18 protein-coding genes are annotated in these 15,951 nt (G+C 70.1%); 8 read left to right on the forward strand and 10 right to left on the reverse strand.

Annotated features, from left to right (window positions below; translation table 11 throughout):
* Nucleotides 1-11: 11 nt before the first annotated feature.
* Complete coding sequence (locus tag ACTMTI_RS04295) at nt 12-1,157, forward strand: FAD-dependent oxidoreductase (RefSeq protein WP_441118838.1); 1,146 nt, start codon at nt 12-14, stop codon at nt 1,155-1,157.
* Here ACTMTI_RS04295 and ACTMTI_RS04300 read toward each other — a convergent pair.
* Nucleotides 1,119-1,997, reverse strand: a complete 879-nt coding sequence (locus tag ACTMTI_RS04300) for a 4-hydroxy-tetrahydrodipicolinate synthase family protein (RefSeq protein ID WP_441118292.1) — start codon at nt 1,995-1,997, stop codon at nt 1,119-1,121. The two genes, ACTMTI_RS04295 and ACTMTI_RS04300, sit on opposite strands and share 39 nt — an antisense overlap.
* Nucleotides 1,998-2,068: 71 nt before the next feature.
* On the opposite strand from ACTMTI_RS04300, the gene ACTMTI_RS04305 reads away from it, so the two are divergent.
* Entirely contained in the window at nt 2,069-2,938 is an 870-nt protein-coding gene (locus ACTMTI_RS04305) for a LysR family transcriptional regulator (RefSeq protein ID WP_441118293.1), read from the forward strand.
* Here ACTMTI_RS04305 and ACTMTI_RS04310 read toward each other — a convergent pair.
* Nucleotides 2,919-3,512, reverse strand: coding sequence for a TetR/AcrR family transcriptional regulator (locus ACTMTI_RS04310; RefSeq protein WP_441118294.1), 594 nt, complete (start codon nt 3,510-3,512; stop codon nt 2,919-2,921). The two genes, ACTMTI_RS04305 and ACTMTI_RS04310, sit on opposite strands and share 20 nt — an antisense overlap.
* 80 nt (nt 3,513-3,592) lie before the next feature.
* Between ACTMTI_RS04310 and ACTMTI_RS04315 the strand changes: the two genes are divergently transcribed.
* Nucleotides 3,593-4,549 (forward strand): quinone oxidoreductase family protein, encoded by a 957-nt coding sequence (locus tag ACTMTI_RS04315; RefSeq protein ID WP_441118295.1) that lies wholly within the window; start codon nt 3,593-3,595, stop codon nt 4,547-4,549.
* Here ACTMTI_RS04315 and ACTMTI_RS04320 read toward each other — a convergent pair.
* Together ACTMTI_RS04320 and ACTMTI_RS04325 are read right to left on the reverse strand one after the other, a co-directional pair.
* Nucleotides 4,539-5,495, reverse strand: a complete 957-nt coding sequence (locus ACTMTI_RS04320; protein WP_441118296.1) for a serine hydrolase domain-containing protein — start codon at nt 5,493-5,495, stop codon at nt 4,539-4,541. The two genes, ACTMTI_RS04315 and ACTMTI_RS04320, sit on opposite strands and share 11 nt — an antisense overlap.
* A gap of 80 nt (nt 5,496-5,575) precedes the next feature.
* On the reverse strand, nt 5,576-6,079 hold the full coding sequence (locus ACTMTI_RS04325; RefSeq protein WP_441118297.1) for a flavoprotein: 504 nt from the start codon (nt 6,077-6,079) through the stop codon (nt 5,576-5,578).
* Nucleotides 6,080-6,255: 176 nt separating this feature from the next.
* Here ACTMTI_RS04325 and ACTMTI_RS04330 point away from each other — a divergent pair, with 176 nt between their 5' ends.
* Nucleotides 6,256-6,927: a hypothetical protein gene (locus tag ACTMTI_RS04330; RefSeq protein ID WP_441118298.1), complete on the forward strand. Its 672-nt coding sequence runs from the start codon at nt 6,256-6,258 to the stop codon at nt 6,925-6,927.
* A 51-nt stretch (nt 6,928-6,978) separates the two neighbouring features.
* Nucleotides 6,979-7,545: a hypothetical protein gene (locus ACTMTI_RS04335; RefSeq protein WP_441118299.1), complete on the forward strand. Its 567-nt coding sequence runs from the start codon at nt 6,979-6,981 to the stop codon at nt 7,543-7,545.
* Here the strand turns inward: ACTMTI_RS04335 and ACTMTI_RS04340 are convergent.
* Nucleotides 7,514-8,953, reverse strand: coding sequence for an MFS transporter (locus ACTMTI_RS04340; protein ID WP_441118300.1), 1,440 nt, complete (start codon nt 8,951-8,953; stop codon nt 7,514-7,516). The genes ACTMTI_RS04335 and ACTMTI_RS04340 overlap by 32 nt on opposite strands.
* A 31-nt stretch (nt 8,954-8,984) precedes the next feature.
* On the reverse strand, nt 8,985-9,713 hold the full coding sequence (locus tag ACTMTI_RS04345) for a class I SAM-dependent methyltransferase (protein ID WP_441118301.1): 729 nt from the start codon (nt 9,711-9,713) through the stop codon (nt 8,985-8,987).
* A 217-nt stretch (nt 9,714-9,930) separates the two neighbouring features.
* On the opposite strand from ACTMTI_RS04345, the gene ACTMTI_RS04350 reads away from it, so the two are divergent.
* Nucleotides 9,931-11,211: an LCP family protein gene (locus tag ACTMTI_RS04350; RefSeq protein WP_441118302.1), complete on the forward strand. Its 1,281-nt coding sequence runs from the start codon at nt 9,931-9,933 to the stop codon at nt 11,209-11,211.
* 15 nt (nt 11,212-11,226) lie between these two features.
* On the opposite strand, the gene ACTMTI_RS04355 is transcribed toward ACTMTI_RS04350, so the two are convergent.
* Nucleotides 11,227-11,709, reverse strand: a complete 483-nt coding sequence (locus ACTMTI_RS04355; RefSeq protein WP_441118303.1) for a tetratricopeptide repeat protein — start codon at nt 11,707-11,709, stop codon at nt 11,227-11,229.
* Nucleotides 11,710-11,776: 67 nt separating this feature from the next.
* On the opposite strand from ACTMTI_RS04355, the gene ACTMTI_RS04360 reads away from it, so the two are divergent.
* Together ACTMTI_RS04360 and ACTMTI_RS04365 are read left to right on the forward strand one after the other, a co-directional pair.
* Entirely contained in the window at nt 11,777-12,706 is a 930-nt protein-coding gene (locus ACTMTI_RS04360) for a nucleotide-binding protein (protein ID WP_441118304.1), read from the forward strand.
* Between the two features lie 85 nt (nt 12,707-12,791).
* Nucleotides 12,792-13,178, forward strand: a complete 387-nt coding sequence (locus ACTMTI_RS04365) for an SCO5389 family protein (protein WP_441118305.1) — start codon at nt 12,792-12,794, stop codon at nt 13,176-13,178.
* 37 nt (nt 13,179-13,215) lie between these two features.
* Here ACTMTI_RS04365 and ACTMTI_RS04370 read toward each other — a convergent pair whose 3' ends face one another.
* The 3 genes from ACTMTI_RS04370 to ACTMTI_RS04380 all read right to left on the reverse strand — a co-directional run bounded on the left by ACTMTI_RS04370 (nt 13,216) and on the right by ACTMTI_RS04380 (nt 15,932).
* Nucleotides 13,216-14,196 carry an LLM class flavin-dependent oxidoreductase gene (locus tag ACTMTI_RS04370; protein ID WP_441118306.1) on the reverse strand — a complete coding sequence of 327 codons (981 nt, stop codon included), beginning with the start codon at nt 14,194-14,196 and terminating at the stop codon, nt 13,216-13,218.
* Between the two features lie 73 nt (nt 14,197-14,269).
* Nucleotides 14,270-14,941: a ribonuclease HII gene (locus ACTMTI_RS04375; protein WP_441118307.1), complete on the reverse strand. Its 672-nt coding sequence runs from the start codon at nt 14,939-14,941 to the stop codon at nt 14,270-14,272.
* A gap of 25 nt (nt 14,942-14,966) precedes the next feature.
* Entirely contained in the window at nt 14,967-15,932 is a 966-nt protein-coding gene (locus ACTMTI_RS04380) for a LysR family transcriptional regulator (RefSeq protein WP_441118308.1), read from the reverse strand.
* Between the last annotated feature and the right edge of the window lie 19 nt (nt 15,933-15,951).

The following is a 15,951-nucleotide window of genomic DNA, read 5'->3' on the forward strand; positions in this document are numbered from 1 at the left end:
AGGTTATCATGATGAAGGCTTTGATCATAGGTTGTGGCATCTCGGGCCCGGCCACCGCCATGGCCCTGCGCGAGGTCGGCATCGAGGCCGAGATCTTCGAGGCATACGGGCAGGGCGCGCAGGACGTGGGCTCGTTCCTGAACCTCGCCTCCAACGGCCTGGCCGCCCTGCGCGAGCTCGGCGCGCACCGTGCTGTGCTGGACTCGGCCATCCCCACGCCGCGGATGGTCATGTGGAGCGGCACCGGCAAGAGGCTCGGCGAGGTGGCCAACGGCCTGCGGCTCGACGACGGCACGGTCAGCCACACCGTCCTGCGCTCCGACCTCTACCGCACGATCAGGGACGAGGCCGGGCAGCGCGGCATCAAGGTGACGTACGGCAAGCGCCTCGTCTCGTTCGACGACCGCGGCCACGAGGTCACGGCCAGGTTCGAGGACGGCACGGAAGCGACCGGCGACCTGCTGATCGCCTGCGACGGCGTGCACTCGCGCACCCGCGCCGTCCTCGACCCGCAGGCCCCGGCGCCGCGCTACAGCGGCCTCTACAACTTCGGCGGGATCGTGAAGGACGGCGAGCTCGAAGGCGAGCCGGGCGTGTACAACATGGTGTTCGGCAAGCGCGGCTTCTTCGGCTACACGGTGGCCGAGTCTGGTGAGACCTGGTGGTTCGCGAACCTGCCCAGGCAACTGGGCGACGTGCCCGAGGACTGGAAGCCGGCACTGGTCAGGGCGTTCGAGGCGGACGCCAACGCCTCCGCCGAGCTCATCCGACGCAGTGACATCGGCCTCGCGCTGCCGATCCACGACCTGCCGCCGATGCCCGTGTGGCATCGCGGACGGGTGCTGCTCACCGGGGACGCCGCGCACGCCACCTCGCCCAGTTCGGGCCAGGGCGCCTCGCTGGCCATCGAGGACGCGATCGTGCTGGCCAGGTGCCTGCGCGACAGCAAGGACCACCGGGAGGCGTTCGAGCGCTTCGAGGCCGAGCGGCGGCCCAGGGCGGAACGGGTGGTGGCGTACTCCAGGAGGATCAGCAACAGCAAGGCCGCGGGCCCGGTGGCCCGGGTCTTCCGCGACCTGATGCTGCCGATCTTCCTCAAGCAGAGCGCGAGCCAGGAATCACTCGCCTGGATGTACCGCTACCAGGCCAGCCTGTGAGACCGCCGCCGCGTCGGCGGGCACCAGCGGCAACCGCACGTCCGGGGTCGGGATCAGGCCCTGGGCGTGCAGCACGCCCTTGATGACGGTGGGGTTCGGCGCGGCGAAGAGCGCGGCGGAGAGCCTGGCCAGCCGGTGCCCGAGCGCCCTTGCCAGGGCCACGTCGCCGGCCTGCCAGGCGTCCACCAGCTCGACGAAGCTCCTGGTGTGCAGGTGTGCGGAGGCCAGGATGCCGCCGGAGGCGCCCAGCGCCAGCAGCGGCGAGATGAAGACGTCGTCGCCGCCGGCGACCTCGAACCCGTCGGGCAGGTCCCCGAGCAGCTCCACCGCGTCCTGGTCGATCCCGCCTGCCGCGTACTTCACGCCCGCGATCATCGGGTGCGCGCCCAGTCGGCGCAGCGTCGCGGCGCCGACCGCCTGCCCCGTCCGGTAGGGAATGTGGTAGATCACCAGCGGCACCGGCGTCTCCTCGGCCAGCGCCTCGAAGTGCGCGACGACCCCCTGCTCGCCGGGCCGCAGGAAGTACGGGACGGTGACCAGCGCGGCGCCGACGCCCGGCGGCAGGCTCCGCAGCGCCTGGGCCGTCGAGCGCGTGTCGTTCCCGGTCACCCCCACGGTCAGCAGCGCCTGCCGCTCCCCGCAGACCCGCGCGCACACCTCGATGACCCGCGCCCGCTCCTCGGGGTCGAGCGCGGCGACCTCACCGGTCGTGCCGAGCGCGACGAGCCCGGCCGCACCTTCGTCGAGCACCTGATGAGCGAGCTTCTCGATGGCGTCCAGGGCGACCTCGCCCGCCTCGGTGAACGGGGTGATCAGCGGTACGTGGATTCCTCTCAACATACTCAGAGCCTGGCCCGCCGGAACCCATTAGGTCCAGCTCCGATTTCTTCGTTTGAGCTTAAGCTCGACTTATGCTCGATCCGCGCAAGCTCCACCTGCTCCGCGAACTCGCCAGACGCGGCACGATCGCCGCGGTCGCCGAGGCGGTGACGTTCACGCCTTCCGCCGTCTCCCAGCAGCTCAGCGCACTGGAGCGGGAGGCGGGCGTGCCCCTGCTGGAGCGCACGGGCCGCACCGTGACGCTGACCCCGGCGGGCCACCTCCTCGTGGAGCACGCGCAGGCCGTACTCGAACAGCTCGAACGCGCCTCCGCGGCGCTCGCCGCCACGCGGGGCGGCCCCTCGGGACCGCTGCGCATCGGCGCGTTCCCCACGGCGGCCCGCGTGCTCCTGCCGCCCGCCCTCGCCGGCCTGACCGGCGCGCACCCGGGGCTGGAGCCGATGGTCGCCGAGATCGACCCCGCCGACGTCTCGGCCGCGCTGCGGGCGGGGGAGCTGGACGTGGCGCTCGTGCACGAGTACGATTTCGTCCCGCCCGTCACCGACGCGTCCATCGAGACTGAGCCGCTGTTCAGCGAGGCGATGTACCTGACGAACCGGGCCTCGGTCGCCGAGGCCCGCGAGGACGCCTGGATCACCAACAAGCCCGGCACCCTCTGCCACACCATGGCGATCAGGGCCTGCCAGGCGGCGGGCTTCGAGCCTCGCGTCCGGCACCACATCGACGATTTCGACACCGTTCTGGCCTTCGCGGCGGCGGGTCAGGGCGTCGCGCTCGTGCCTCGCCTGGCCGCGACCGCCCCGCCGCCCGGCGTCACGCTCACCCGCCTGCCCTTGAGCCGCCGCACGCTGGCCGCGTTCAGGAGAGGGTACGGCGAGCACCCCGCCGTCCGGGCCGCCGTCGCGGCCTTCCGTGCGGCGATCACCCGGCTCCCCCTCTGATCAGCCCCTTCACCAGGTCCGCATAGCTCGCCGCGAGCCTCTTGTGCTCCCCGGCCCGCAACTGGCTCGCGATCGGCTCCATGTGCAGGACGCCGAGCAGCATGTGAGCGATCTGCTCGGCGTCCACGTCAGGGCGCGCCTCGGTGACCAGCTCGGACACGTGCCGGTGCCAGAAGAGGTAGATCGGATTGGCCTCCCTGGGCTGCTCGGGGGCCTTTCTGGTGACCATGGCGTGCTCGTGTGCCGCCATGAGGTTGCCGTTGCGCGCCGCCAGCGCGGCCACCGCGTCGAAGAACGCGACGAGCCGCTCAACCGGTGGCGCGCCCGGCCCGAGCGGCGGCGGTCCTTCGGTGACGGCCTGCTCCAGCTCGCGCACCCGCTCCGTCATCAGCTCCAGCATGAGCCCGGTACGGCTGCCGAACCGATGGAAAACGGTCCCTTTCCCCACGCCGGCGGCGGCCGCGACCCGCTCGACGGAGACCTGCTCGGGCGGGTGCCGCCGCAGGAGTTCCTCGGCCGCCCGCAGGATCGCCTGCCTGTTGCGCGCGGCGTCGGCCCGCTCTCGACGTTCCATCCGGTCATTCTTTCCCATGGACAAACTTGACCAGTGGTCCACATATTAAGTGGACCACTGGTCAGATTGAAGGAGTGAGCATGCGTGCGATCGTCCTGCCCCGGACAGGCGGACCGGAGTTGCTCGAGGTGGCGGAGCTGCCACGGCCGAACCCCGGCGAAGGGCAGGTCCTCATCCGCGCCCAGGCCGTCGGCGTCAGTTACGCGGAGACCCGGATCCGGGCCGGCGCGTTCCCGTTCCCGCTGGCCCTGCCCACCGTGATCGGCGCGGAGGCGGCCGGCGAGGTGGTCGAGGTAGGAGAGGGGGTCGATGCGAAACTGCTCGGGAGCACGGTGGTGGGGGTGACCGGCGGCGTCGGGGCGTACGCGGAGTACGTGGCGCTTCCTGCCGCCATGACGTGCCCGGTGCCGGAGGGCGTCGCGCCGGAGGAGGCGCTGGCCGTGGCCGCGCCCGGCGCGATCGCCCTGGGCCTGCTGCACCGGGCGAGGCTCCAGGGCGGGGAGACCGTCCTGGTGGAGGCGGGCACCAGCTCGATCGGGACCCAGCTGGTGCGGCACGCCAAGGAGTTCGGGGCGGCGAAGGTGATCGCCACCGCCGGGTCCGCCGTCAAGCGGGAGCTGGCCGGCGAGCTGGGCGCCGACCTCGTGATCGACCACAGCTCACCCGGCTGGCCCGGTGAGCTACCTGACGACGTGGACGTCGTCTTCGAGTCCATCGGCGGCACGTCGGCCCGGGGAGTCCTCGACCAGCTGACCCCCGGCTCCGGCCGGATGCTCTACTACGGGCTGCTGAGCGGGGAGCCCGCCGCCGTCACCGCCGCGGACCTCATGGAACGCGGCGTGACGATGGTCGGCTGCAGCGGCCCGGGGTGGGCCGGGGAGGTGTTCGGGACGCGTTACCCGGAGATGCTGGCCAGGCTGGGAGCGGGGCGCAGCCGCGCGTTCATCGACCGGAGGCTGCCGCTGGAGGAGGCCGCGGAGGCTCACCGCCTCCTGGAAAGCCGCGCGGTCACCGGCCGGGTCCTGCTCATTCCCTGACGAGGACCGCGTCGATCACGGCCCTGGAACTGACCGCCTCCTGGTCGTATTCCCCGGCCGTGATCGCCACGACCAGCTCTTCCTCGGGCATGACCACCACGTGCTGCCCGCCGTTCCCGTGGCCCGCGACCTGGTGACGCTCACTGATGTCCACGTACCACTGGTAGCCGTACTTGAATGCGTCGCGGATGGTGATCCGCGGCCGCAGCATCTCCTGGATCCATTCACCCGGCACGATCCCCCGGCCGCCGTCGAGCACGAGCTGCCCGATGGCGGCCAGGTCGACAGGCCTCAACCGCACGCCGGCCGCGGCCATCGCCAGCCCGTCGTCGCCCTTCATCCACTGGAACTCGGTGACCCCGAGAGGCTCGAAGAGCGCGGTCGCGGCGTACTCCTCCAGCGGCCTGCCCGTTCCACGTGCGATGATCCCGCCGATCAGGGCGCTCGCACCGCCGGAGTACAGCCACCGCTTGCCCGCCTCCTCGACGACGGGCCGCTCCAGGACGTACCGGTAGCGGTCGGGGGCCAGCTCCATCGCGATCTCGCTGTTGGCCGGGCTCGTGTAGGGCGCGTCCTCGTTCCAGTCGAGCCCGAGGGTCATGGTGAGGGCGTGCTCGATGGTGAGATGAGCCCGCTCCGGATCTCCCACCAAATCCGGATATTGCGGGAACTGCTCCACCAATCCCGCGCCCGGCTCCGGCACCAGCCCCTCGCCGAGCGCGATGCCGTACAGCAGTCCCACGACGCTCTTGGACACGGACCGGATGTCGTGCAACGTGTCGCGGTCGAATTCGACATGCCCCAGTGACTCGCCGAGGCAGTGATCCACCCCGGCCCCGTAACGCTCGAGAACGACGTCCCCGCCCCGCATCACCACGAGCCCGTGGAAACCGGGCGCCTTGCCCGCCCGCAGCACCTCATCGACCCGCTCGGCCATTGTCGCCATCGTGCCCTCCTCAAAGTCGGCACATCCAGGCATACCGCCTCACACGATGTCAGGGTCAAGAAAGCAGCACAGCACGGCTATCAGGGCGCGGAGGCGGCGAGTGCGGCCAGCGCGAGCTTCCAGGCGTCCGGACGGTCACCTCCGGACAGGACCTGTACGCCGTCGGCCCGCAGCTCCGCCACTCTGCGCCGGAAGGGGATCCGCGCGGCGAGGGCGTCGTTGACGCAGGCCAGCACGACGACCGGGATGCCCAGCCCCGGCGCCTCGGCCAGCACTCCCAGGGCGTAGGTGTCGGAGATGCCCAGCGCGAACTTGTTGATCGTGTTGTACGTGGCGGGCGCGACGATGATCGCGTCGGCCCGGGGCGGTTTGGGCTCGGTCGGCTTGCGGTGGCGGCTGCGTACCGGGCGGCCTGTCTGCCGTTCCAGCGCGGGCACGTCGACGAAACCGAGCGCCGCAGGCGTGGCGACGACCTGCACGATCCAGCCCTCGTCCTGCGCCATGGTGACGAGCCGGCCCACCTCGGCGGCCGGCTCGGCCGCGCACACGATGACGTACAGGACCTTCCCCGTCGATTCGGTCACGGTTGTCAGAATGTCACGTCCAGGACTGAGAGTGCCCTGCGTACATCGACCATGTGACGGGGCCTCGACCGCCTGACCGCAGTGAGTCGAGATTTGTTGGAACAATTGGTAGAAATGCCCGTCCATTCCCAAAAAAATCAGCTAATACTGGAGGTACACACCTCAGGAGCACGCTCATGCGGAAGACCCCCCAACGCATGGCCGGGGAGGATGACCTAGCGCCGAGCCAGTTCCTCCAGCTCGCCGCGGTCGACTTCACCGGCGTCTACGCGGTCCACCTCGCCGCCAAAGAAGAGCGGCTGAAGATGACCAGGCTCGCGCTGAGCCTGCTGTCCGGTCCCTTCCTCGCGGCCGTCGCCCTGGCCAGCGCCAAGGTGGTCGACCCGCAGAGCCTGACGCAGTGGCAACGGGTGCCGTGGTACCTGTTCGCCATGATCACCGCGTTCGGCCTGCTCAGCGTGTTGCCGTTCCTGCGACTCATCGAAGCGGTCAACGCGCACGCCAGGACGGCGCGGGCGATCAACAACTTCCGCCTGCTGTACGCCACCAGGCTCAGGAACGCGCTCGACTGGAGCCCGAACCTGCCGATCGACCCGCGCTTCCCCGAGACGTACGCGCCGCTCGCCTGGCCGGGCATCAACGTCATGGTGCTCGCGACCGTCAACTCCACCTACTTGACCGTCGGCGTGACCGGCCTGAGCGCCCAGGAGCCGAACCTGCTCACGCTCATGACCGGCATCCTCGTCGTCGCGCTGCTCCACTACGCCGTCTATTACGTGCGCTGCAACGTGACCCGGCGCCGGCGACTGCCCCGCAACCCTTACGAGTTCCCGAATCTGGAGACCTGAATGCCCGGCCCAGCACAATGGGCGTCATGTGGGGAGGCGTGGATCTGGTTGATGCGCCACGTATGGTCGGCGGGCACCCTCGCCCTCGACGATCGTGGCCCGGTCATCGAGGGACCGCCGGTGCTGTTCGAGATCGCGCGGGTCAGCAGGAACGACCCGATCATCGAGCGGTACGGCGACCCGGACCGGCTGGCGCTCTACAGCAGGAAGTTCAGCGAGGACGCGATCGTGCCGCCGTTCAAGTACAGCTACCGGGCCAGGATCGGGAGCCAGCTGGGCTGGGCGGCCGACCTGCTGCGCGCGCGGCCGCACAGCAAGAGCGCGTGGATCTCGCTCACCATCCCGGGCGAGCCGTACGACGCGGTGCCGTGCCTGATCGGGCTGGCCTTCCGGATCAGGAACGACGCGCTGGTCATGACCGCGACGTTCCGTTCGCAGAACGCCTACACGAGCTACCTCAACTACGTGCCCCTCGCCGACCTCCAGGCCGGGATGGCCAGGAAACTGCGGCTGGAACGGGGCCCGATGCGGGTGTTCGTGGACGTGCCGCACGTCTACCTGGCCGACAGCACCCAGGTGCTCGAGGTCACGCGGCCCGCGCGGCCCCGGCGGCCGTGAGCGGCGCCGCGATGGCCTCCAGCCCCTTCCGCTCGGCCTTGACCCCGAGGAACAGCTCGACCAGCCCGCCGGCGATCATCACCAGGCCGCCGATCGAGAACGCCAGCGCCGTGTCGCCGGGAACGCCGCTCTCCACGAGCGAGGAGAAGACCAGCGGGCCCGCGATGCCGCCCGCGGCCGTGCCGATCGCGAAGAAGAACGCGATGGCCATCGCCCTGGTCTCCATCGGGAAGATCTCGCTCACGGTCAGGTACGCCGAGCTCGCCCCGGCCGAGGCCACGAACAGCACCACCGACCAGCACGCCGTCAGCGTGACGGCGGTGAGCATGCCCTCGTTGAACAGCCACGCCGTCCCGAGCAGCAGCAGCCCGGACCCGATGTACGTGGCCGAGATCATCGGGATCCTGCCGACGGTGTCGAAGAGGTGGCCGAGCAGCAGCGGCCCGAGGAAGTTCCCGATCGCGATCACCGCGAAGTAGTAGCCGGCGTGCGTGTCGATGTCGAAGAACGTGCTCAGGATCTGCGCGTATCCGAAGGTGATCGCGTTGTAGAGGAACGCCTGCCCGATGAAGAGCGACAGGCCGAGGACGGTGCGCTTGGGGTAGAGCGCGACCATCGTGTGCGCGATCCGCACGAACCCTATCGACTTGCGCTGGTGCGCGGTCATGGACTCCGCCGGCTCCGGCAGCTCCTTGCCGATCTGCCGCTCGATGTCGTCGACGAGCTCCTCGGCCTCCCGGTCCTTGCCGTGGATGAACAGCCAGCGCGGGCTCTCCGGCACGTGCCGGCGTACCAGCAGGATCGCCAGCCCCAGCACCACGCCGAGGCCGAACGCGACGCGCCAGCCGATGTTGACCGGCAGGTCGCTCAGCAGCGGCACGGTCAGCAGCGCGCCGCCGGCCGCTCCGAGCCAGTAGCTGCCGTTGATGATGATGTCGATGCGGCCCCGGTGCCGGCTCGGAATGAGCTCGTCGATGGCCGAGTTGATGGCGGCGTACTCGCCTCCGATGCCGAATCCCGTCATGAACCTGAACAGGAAGAACCACCACGCGCTGAACGAGAACGCGGTCAGCAGCGTGGCCGCCAGATAGACGACCAGGGTGATGATGAACAGCTTCTTCCTGCCGAACTTGTCGGTCAGCCATCCGAAGAACAGCGCACCTGAGCAGGCCCCCGCCACGTAAAGGGCGGCGGCCAGGCCCGCGACCTGCGCCTGGGTGATGTCCACGCCGCTGCCCGGCTTGGCGAGCTGCGCGGACAGGTTGCCCACGATGGTGACCTCGAGGCCGTCGAGTATCCAGACGGTGCCGAGACCGATGACGATCATCCAGTGCCAGCGGGACCAGGGGAGCCGGTCGAGCCGCGCGGGCACTTTCGTGCTTATCGTGCCGGTTTCCACGTCGCTCATGGAGAGATCCCGATACCCGGGACGAACGCCTTTACGCGCCCGGCTTCCTGGCCTCGACGATTCCCGTGCTGGACCATGGGCCGCCGTACCAGAACCGCCAGCCGGCGTCGCGCCGGCGCACGTCGACGACGCCGAGATCGCGTAGTGCGGCCTCGTAAGCGGGCGTGTGGCGGGAGTCCGCGATCAGCATCAGCCCGCCGGGGCGCAGCACGCGGTGCGCCTCACGAACCGCTCGTTGACGGCCCTCGGCGTCAGAGATGTCATGGATGGCCTGGCTCGACAGGACCACGTCGAACGCGCCGTCGCCGAACGGCAGGTCGCGCATGTCGCCCGTCACCAGCTCGACCCGCTCGGAGACGCCTTCCGCCTCGGCGTTCGCCCTGGTCACCGGCTCCGCGTTGCCCTGCCGAACCCGCGTGCGCCACAGGTCGACGCCGGTCGCCCTCCCCCTGTCCAGCCGCGTTGCCGCCATCAGCAGCACCGCTCCCCGCCCGCAGCCGAGGTCGAGCAGACGCTCGTCGCCGTCAAGGCGCCGCAGTTCCTCGGCCCAGACGGCGAACTTGCCGCGCCGCGTCGTGTAGAGGTAGCTGGCCGCGCTGGCCAGCGTGTAGAGCCCGCCGAACAGGAACGCGATCCCCGCCGCCAGGATGTCGAGCCGGAAGGAGACCACAGCCAGGGCCAGCAGCACGATCGCTCCTAAGAGCAAACCTGCCAGTGCCCATGGCGCGTCGAACCCATACTTGCCGTATCGCTTGCTCACGTTCACGTTGTATCTCAAGGGGGTCTTGGCCGGGACTTGACCGAACTCTTCCCTTTGCACCGTCAATCACGCACGTCCCATTACTAGGGTGACTTGGATGGGTTGGCAATTGGGGGTTTGACCAGGCATGACAGGGAAAGAGCCCAGAATCGGCCTGGGGGCGAGCATGGCACTGACTGTGGCATCAACCATGTTGTGGGGAGTCGCACATCTTGCCGTGGAGCGCCGCAAAACGGGTCTAGCGCTCATGTCGGCCTATGTCGTGATGCTGGGCTGCGTACTCACCGTGTTCACCGCTTTCAGCGTCAACCTCCTGTCGCTGGCCGTCCAGCCCTACTGGCTCACCTGGCTCACCATCGGCCTGATGATGATCGCGCTGGCCTGGACCGGCGTGATCGTCTGGTCCTTCCTCCTGGTGCGCCCACCGCGCTCGGACACCATCGGCCGCTTCCTCACCACGACGCTGACCGTCGCGCTCTGCGCGCTGATCCTGGCCCCGACGATCTACGCCGCCAGGGTCGCCCACTTGTCACGCGACGTCATGAACACCCTGTTCCCCACCATCAGCGGCTCCCCGATCCTGGCCGACGATCCGTGGAACGGCGCCGACCGGGTCAACTTCCTGCTCCTCGGTGCGGACTCGGCACCGGGCCGGCCCGGTGTGCGTACCGACAGCATGACCGTGGCCAGCGTGGACACCGACACCGGCGCGACGACCCTGTTCGGCCTGCCGCGCAACCTCCAGCGGGTCCCGCTCCCCGACGGCCCGGCCAGAGCCCGCTTTCCGTGGGGCTTCACCGGCAGCGGCCCCGACACCCCCGGTCTGCTCAATGAGGTCTTCCAGTACGCCGAGGACCACCCGGACATGGTGCCCGGCGTGGGGCGGGGCAAGCGCGGCCCGATCCTGCTCAAGCAGACCATCAGCGACATCCTCGACATCCCCGTGCCCTACTACGCCATGGTGGACATGAAGGGCTTCGCCGAGATCATCGACGCCATGGGAGGCGTGCGGGTCACCATCAGGGAGCCCATCGTGTACGGCCGCCACCGCGAGGGCCTCATCCCCGCCGGCACTCGCAAGCTCACCGGCGAGCAGGCCCTCTGGTACGGCCGCTCGCGCACCGACAGCGACGACTACGTCCGCATGGGCCGCCAGAAGTGCCTGCTCAACGCGGTCGCCAAGCAGGCCGACCCGATGACCGTGCTCAACAGCTTCGAGCGCCTGGCCGCGGCCACCAAGCGCGCCATCTCCACCGACATCCCGCAGGACCTCCTGCCGGCCATCGTGGACCTGGCGCACAAGGTGAAGGGCACCAGGATGCGCAGCCTCAACTTCGTGCCGCCGCTGATCGACACCGCCGACCCCGACTGGCACCTCATCCGGCGCGAGGTCGAGCAGGCCCTGGACGACCACCCGTCGGCCAGGTCCACCGCCGCCGCCCGGACGCCGGTGCCGAGCCAGGACGACCCCGTCCACCTGGACAGGATCTGCGGCTAGAGAGCTTCGACAGCCTCAGCTGAAGATCTCGTCGAGGTTGTCGGCGTAGTATTCGATGGCCCGCCGGTAGCCACCCGCCTTGTCCGACTCGGCGACCACCTTGAGCAACGTCGACACCGCCTCGCCGGACCGCCCGGTGTTGTGCAGCGCCATGGCCATGAACGTACGCAACGCCCCGTCCCCCGGAAACTCCTCGAGCCCTCGCCGGAACACCTCCAGCGCCTGCTCATAGCGCCCGAGGCCCCGAAGCGTGCTGCCGTACCCCGTGTACGCCCCCAGCCGGTGCGCGGCGCTGAGTCCGGCCTCCGCCAGCGCCGTCTCGTAGTAGGGCACCGCCTCGGTCTCCAGCCCGAGCAGGTCGTGCACCCAGGCCGTCTGATAAGCGACCTCGGCGTCGTCGGGATGCCGCCGCGCCAGATCGATCAGCAGCAGCCGCGCCTGCTCCGGCTCGCCCTCTTCACGCAACCGCACTGCCTGGGCCAATTCAGCATCACGCATGGATCAAGTATGGCATCATGGTGATCGATCCCAACGGAAACGATTTTCATCCTCAACAGGAGTTCCCGTGAGAGTGGCCTTCGTCGGCAAGGGCGGCAGCGGCAAGACGACGATGTCGGCGCTGTTCGCGAGACACGTGGCGAGCCAGGGCGGGCCGGTGGTCGCCATGGACGCCGACATCAACCAGCATCTGGCCCTGGTCCTGGGCCTCGACCGGCAGCCGGAGCCGCTCGGAGCCCATCTCATCGAGATCAAGGACCGCCTCCGCGGCAGCAACCCGCGCATCCCCTCCGCCGAGGTCATGGTCAAGACCACCCCGCCCGGCCGCGGGTCCACGCTGCTGAGCTTCGCCGACCTGGCCGCCGACCCGTTCGCCCTGACCACCCCCGAGGGCCTGAGCCTGCTGGCCACCGGCCCGTTCAGCGAGGACGACCTGGGCGTGGCCTGCTACCACTCGAAGGTCGGCGCGGTGGAGCTGCTGCTCAACCACCTGGTCGACGGCCCGGGCGAATACGTCGTGGTGGACATGACGGCTGGGGCCGACTCCTTCGCCTCGGGCCTGTTCACCCGCTTCGACCTGACCTTCCTCGTCGCCGAGCCGACCAGGCAGGGCGTGAGCGTCTACCGGCAATACCGCGAATACGCCGCCAAATACGACGTCGCGCTCGCTGTCGTCGGCAACAAGGTCCACAGTCCGGCCGACGTCGACTTCCTGCGCGAGCACGTGGGTGACGATCTGCTCGCCTGGATGGAGCACTCGGCCGCCGTCCGCGCCATGGAGCAGGGCCGCCACTTCACGCTCGACGATCTCGAGCCGGCCAACGCCGACGCGCTGCACCTGCTTCACAAGACCCTCGACGAGCAGGAGAAGGACTGGGAGCGCTTCGGCCGGCAGACCGTGGAGTTCCACCTGCGCAACGCCCGCGCGTGGGCCAACGAGCGGACCGGGTCCGACCTGGCCGAGCAGATAGACCCGGACTTCGTCTACGGCCCCTGACCACACGACTGTCCCCGCGAGGCATCTGGAGTGCTCACCATTTGCCACCTAGCGTCAGATTTGACCCCTTTCGAGAGGAGACAGCATGTCGCTGACCGTTCCGAACGATCTGCTCGACCAGGCCAAAGCCGGTGACGTGGACGACGCGGCGTTCATCGCGTGCGTCCGCGACTCCCTGCCCTACGCGTGGTCGCTGATCAACGAGCTGGTCAAGCAGCGTGAGCACAGCGGGGCCGAGTTCGCCGACAACCAGGTGCCGCCGCCATCCGAGGAAGCCCGCGGCCAGCTCCTGCGCTGCCTGGCGAGCGACGCCATGCGGGGCGCGCTGGAGCGCCACTTCGGCGTGCGGCTGGCCTTCCAGAACTGCCACCGGGTCGCCGTCTTCGACCCGGCGGCGACGAAGGCCCTGGCCGACTTCGTCACCCCGCGAGCCCAGATCCTCAACCAGGAACCGGAGCTGGTGGACTGCTGAAGCCCGCCCGGCGGGCCGGGCCGTCCGGCTCGCCGGGTCACCGGCGTACGAGCGGCAGCACCTCTGCCCCGAACCGCCGGATGTTCGCCACGGTCCGCCGATGGTCGCCCAGCCCCTCGACCATCAGGATGAGATGCCCGATCCCGGTGCGCTCCGCAGTACGCAGGATCGTCTCAGCGCAATGCTCAGCCGACCCGACCGGATGGATCCGCGTCAGCAGGTCCACATATTCACCGACATCGCGTGACGGCCGCGGCCGGCCGTCCACCGGCACGTATCCGGCCAATCCCGGCCCGAGCCACCGCGGCATCGACTCCTTGAGCTCACGCACCGCCTGCGCCGTGGAGTCGGCCACATAACCGACCGCCGCCGCCACATGCCCCTTCGCCGTCCCGCCGCGCGCCGCGTAGTCCGCCACCAGCGCGGCCTTCTCCTCGTCGCCGATGTGCATCCCCAGCAGCATCGGCAGCCCCCGCTCGGCCGCCAGCGCCACGGTGGGCTCCGAGGTGCACGCGACTATGGGCCGCAGCCGCGCCTCGGGCACCATCCTGACCTCCCTGAACCGGAAGAACTCCCCGTCGGCGCCGATCCGGCTCCCGGACAGGGCGCCGAGCAGGACGTCGAGCGACTCCCCGAACCCCCTCTCGAACCGCTCCACCCCGGTCCCGAACACCTCCAGGTCCACCCACGGCCCGCCCCTGCCCACCCCGAGGGTGAACCGCCCGCCGGACAGGTGGTGCAGCATGGCCGCCTGCTCGGCCAGCGCCACCGGGTGCTGGGTGGACAGCACGCTCACGGCCGTGCCGAGCCCGATCCGGCGCGTCCTGCCCGCGGCGACCGCGGCGAGGGTGATGGGGGACGGGCAGACGCCGTAGGACATGAAGTGATGCTCGGCGATCCACGCGTCGTCGAACCCGGCCTCCTCGGCCGCCACGATCAGCTCGACGGCGTCGGCCAGCACCTGCCCGGGCGCCTGGCCCGGGAACTGCGCCGCGACGACAAAGACCCCGATCCGCATTCACCCGATGATGGCCGATCGCCGCGGCACACGCCCACTGGACGCTCCCGCGGGCCCTGACGAGAAGTCGCCGTCATCCGAAGAGGCTGGCCTGCCCTTCACACGCGAGCGGGTCCCGGTGATGTTTGAGATGCCGCCATTGAGGCAGGTCATCAAGATAAGACCACGAGAGCCGGTGGTGCGGGGTGGGCCCCAGCCGCGCGAGCGCCTCCTGATGCGCGGGTGAGGGGTAGCCGGCGTTTTCGCCGAAGCCGTACTCATCGCATCCGATCGTCGCCATGTAGACGTCGCGCCGGACCTTGGCCAGGACGGAGGCGGCGGCGACCGAGATGCTCGCCGCGTCTCCCTTGACCTCCAGGCGCACCGGCCAGGGAGCACCGATGTAGTCATGCTTGCCGTCGAGGATCACAGCGTCCGGGCGTACCGGGAGGCACGCCAGCGCTCGCCTGGCCGCCCGGCGGAGGGCTTCCGTCATGCCGAGCGTGTCGATCTCGGCGTGGGTGGCCTCGCCGTATCCGACGCCGGTCACCCAGGTCGCAAGCTCGGCGGCCAGCGGCCCGCGCTTGGCGGCGGACACCTGCTTGGAGTCCGTCAGCCCTGGCGGCGGGTCGGACAGGTCGGTGACGACGGCGCAGACCGTGACGGGTCCCGCCCACGCTCCCCGGCCCACCTCGTCCACGCCCGCGACCGTGCGCGTGCTCGGTTGCGAGAGAAGGAGTCGCTCGATGTCGTACGTCGGCGCCATGACAGCAGACGCTATCGCCTCCGCGTCATTCCCCGAGGGGATCCTCAGCGTCCCGAGCCCGGCCCGCGGGGCGTACCGGGTCGAGGTCGGCGGCGATGTAGCGGGCGGCCACGTGGATGGCGCGCAGCGTCACCGACACCGACGGCCGGTGGACGCTGGAGCCGCGGGCGACGGCGGCCACGTCGCGCCCCACCGGGTTGCCGGGGAACTGGCGTACGGCGAGCCCGCGCACCCCTGCCGCCAGCGCGAGCGCGGGCACGGCGGCGATCCCGATGCCCTTGGCGACGAGCGAGAGAATCGTCCCCAGCCCTTCGAACTCCCACGGCGTCGGCCCGGTGCCGCCCACGTCGACCAGCAGCCGGTCGACCGCCAGCCGCGACGGCTCCCCGTCTGGCGTGGCCATCCACGGTTCGTCCCGCAGCTCGCGGAGGTCCAGCGGCACGTCCGGATCGGCCAGGCGGTGCTTGCGCGGCACGACGAGCACCAAGGGGTCGCGCAGCAGCGGGAACACCCGCAGACTTTCGCTGTCGCGCACCCGCCCGTACCAGTCGTCGACGAGCGCGATGTCCACCTCTCCCGACTGCACCTCCCGCATGCCCCGCCCGGACCGGCTCTGCCCCAGCCGGAGCGTCAGCTCGGTGTGGCGGCGCAGCGAACGCGCGACCGCCGGCGCGAAGGCCACCGCGGCCGTGGGGAAAGCGGTGACCACCACCCGCCCCGCGGGCGTCCCCGCTTGCGCGGACAGGTCGGACTCGGCCTCCTCGACCATCGACAGGATGCGCTCGGCGTGCGCGACCAGCCGGCGGCCCGCGTCGGTGAGCTCGGCGCTGCGCGCGGTCCTGTCGATGAGGGCCGTGCCGGTCTCCCGTTCGAGGGCCACGAGTTGCTGCGACACGGCCGACGGACTATAGCCAAGGGATGCGGCGGTCGCGGCGATGCTGCCACGCCGAGCAAACTCGCAGATCAGCACCAAACGTCGCAAATCGAGCATCGGACTTCCTTATGCCTAC

Origin of the sequence: Nonomuraea sp. H19 (assembly GCF_052068215.1) — a bacterium.
Taxonomy (GTDB): domain Bacteria; phylum Actinomycetota; class Actinomycetes; order Streptosporangiales; family Streptosporangiaceae; genus Nonomuraea.

Excerpts from the sequence above, each read along its gene's own strand:
- ACTMTI_RS04295 (WP_441118838.1), top strand. The coding sequence starts at position 12 with ATGAAGGCTTTGATCATAGGTTGTGGCATCTCGGGCCCGGCCACCGCC.
- ACTMTI_RS04300 (WP_441118292.1), bottom strand. The coding sequence starts at position 1,997 with ATGTTGAGAGGAATCCACGTACCGCTGATCACCCCGTTCACCGAGGCG.
- ACTMTI_RS04305 (WP_441118293.1), top strand. The coding sequence starts at position 2,069 with ATGCTCGATCCGCGCAAGCTCCACCTGCTCCGCGAACTCGCCAGACGC.
- ACTMTI_RS04310 (WP_441118294.1), bottom strand. The coding sequence starts at position 3,512 with ATGGAACGTCGAGAGCGGGCCGACGCCGCGCGCAACAGGCAGGCGATC.
- ACTMTI_RS04315 (WP_441118295.1), top strand. The coding sequence starts at position 3,593 with ATGCGTGCGATCGTCCTGCCCCGGACAGGCGGACCGGAGTTGCTCGAG.
- ACTMTI_RS04320 (WP_441118296.1), bottom strand. The coding sequence starts at position 5,495 with ATGGCGACAATGGCCGAGCGGGTCGATGAGGTGCTGCGGGCGGGCAAG.
- ACTMTI_RS04330 (WP_441118298.1), top strand. The coding sequence starts at position 6,256 with ATGCGGAAGACCCCCCAACGCATGGCCGGGGAGGATGACCTAGCGCCG.
- ACTMTI_RS04335 (WP_441118299.1), top strand. The coding sequence starts at position 6,979 with ATGCGCCACGTATGGTCGGCGGGCACCCTCGCCCTCGACGATCGTGGC.
- ACTMTI_RS04340 (WP_441118300.1), bottom strand. The coding sequence starts at position 8,953 with ATGAGCGACGTGGAAACCGGCACGATAAGCACGAAAGTGCCCGCGCGG.
- ACTMTI_RS04355 (WP_441118303.1), bottom strand. The coding sequence starts at position 11,709 with ATGCGTGATGCTGAATTGGCCCAGGCAGTGCGGTTGCGTGAAGAGGGC.
- ACTMTI_RS04365 (WP_441118305.1), top strand. The coding sequence starts at position 12,792 with ATGTCGCTGACCGTTCCGAACGATCTGCTCGACCAGGCCAAAGCCGGT.
- ACTMTI_RS04370 (WP_441118306.1), bottom strand. The coding sequence starts at position 14,196 with ATGCGGATCGGGGTCTTTGTCGTCGCGGCGCAGTTCCCGGGCCAGGCG.
- ACTMTI_RS04375 (WP_441118307.1), bottom strand. The coding sequence starts at position 14,941 with ATGGCGCCGACGTACGACATCGAGCGACTCCTTCTCTCGCAACCGAGC.
- ACTMTI_RS04380 (WP_441118308.1), bottom strand. The coding sequence starts at position 15,932 with ATGCTCGATTTGCGACGTTTGGTGCTGATCTGCGAGTTTGCTCGGCGT.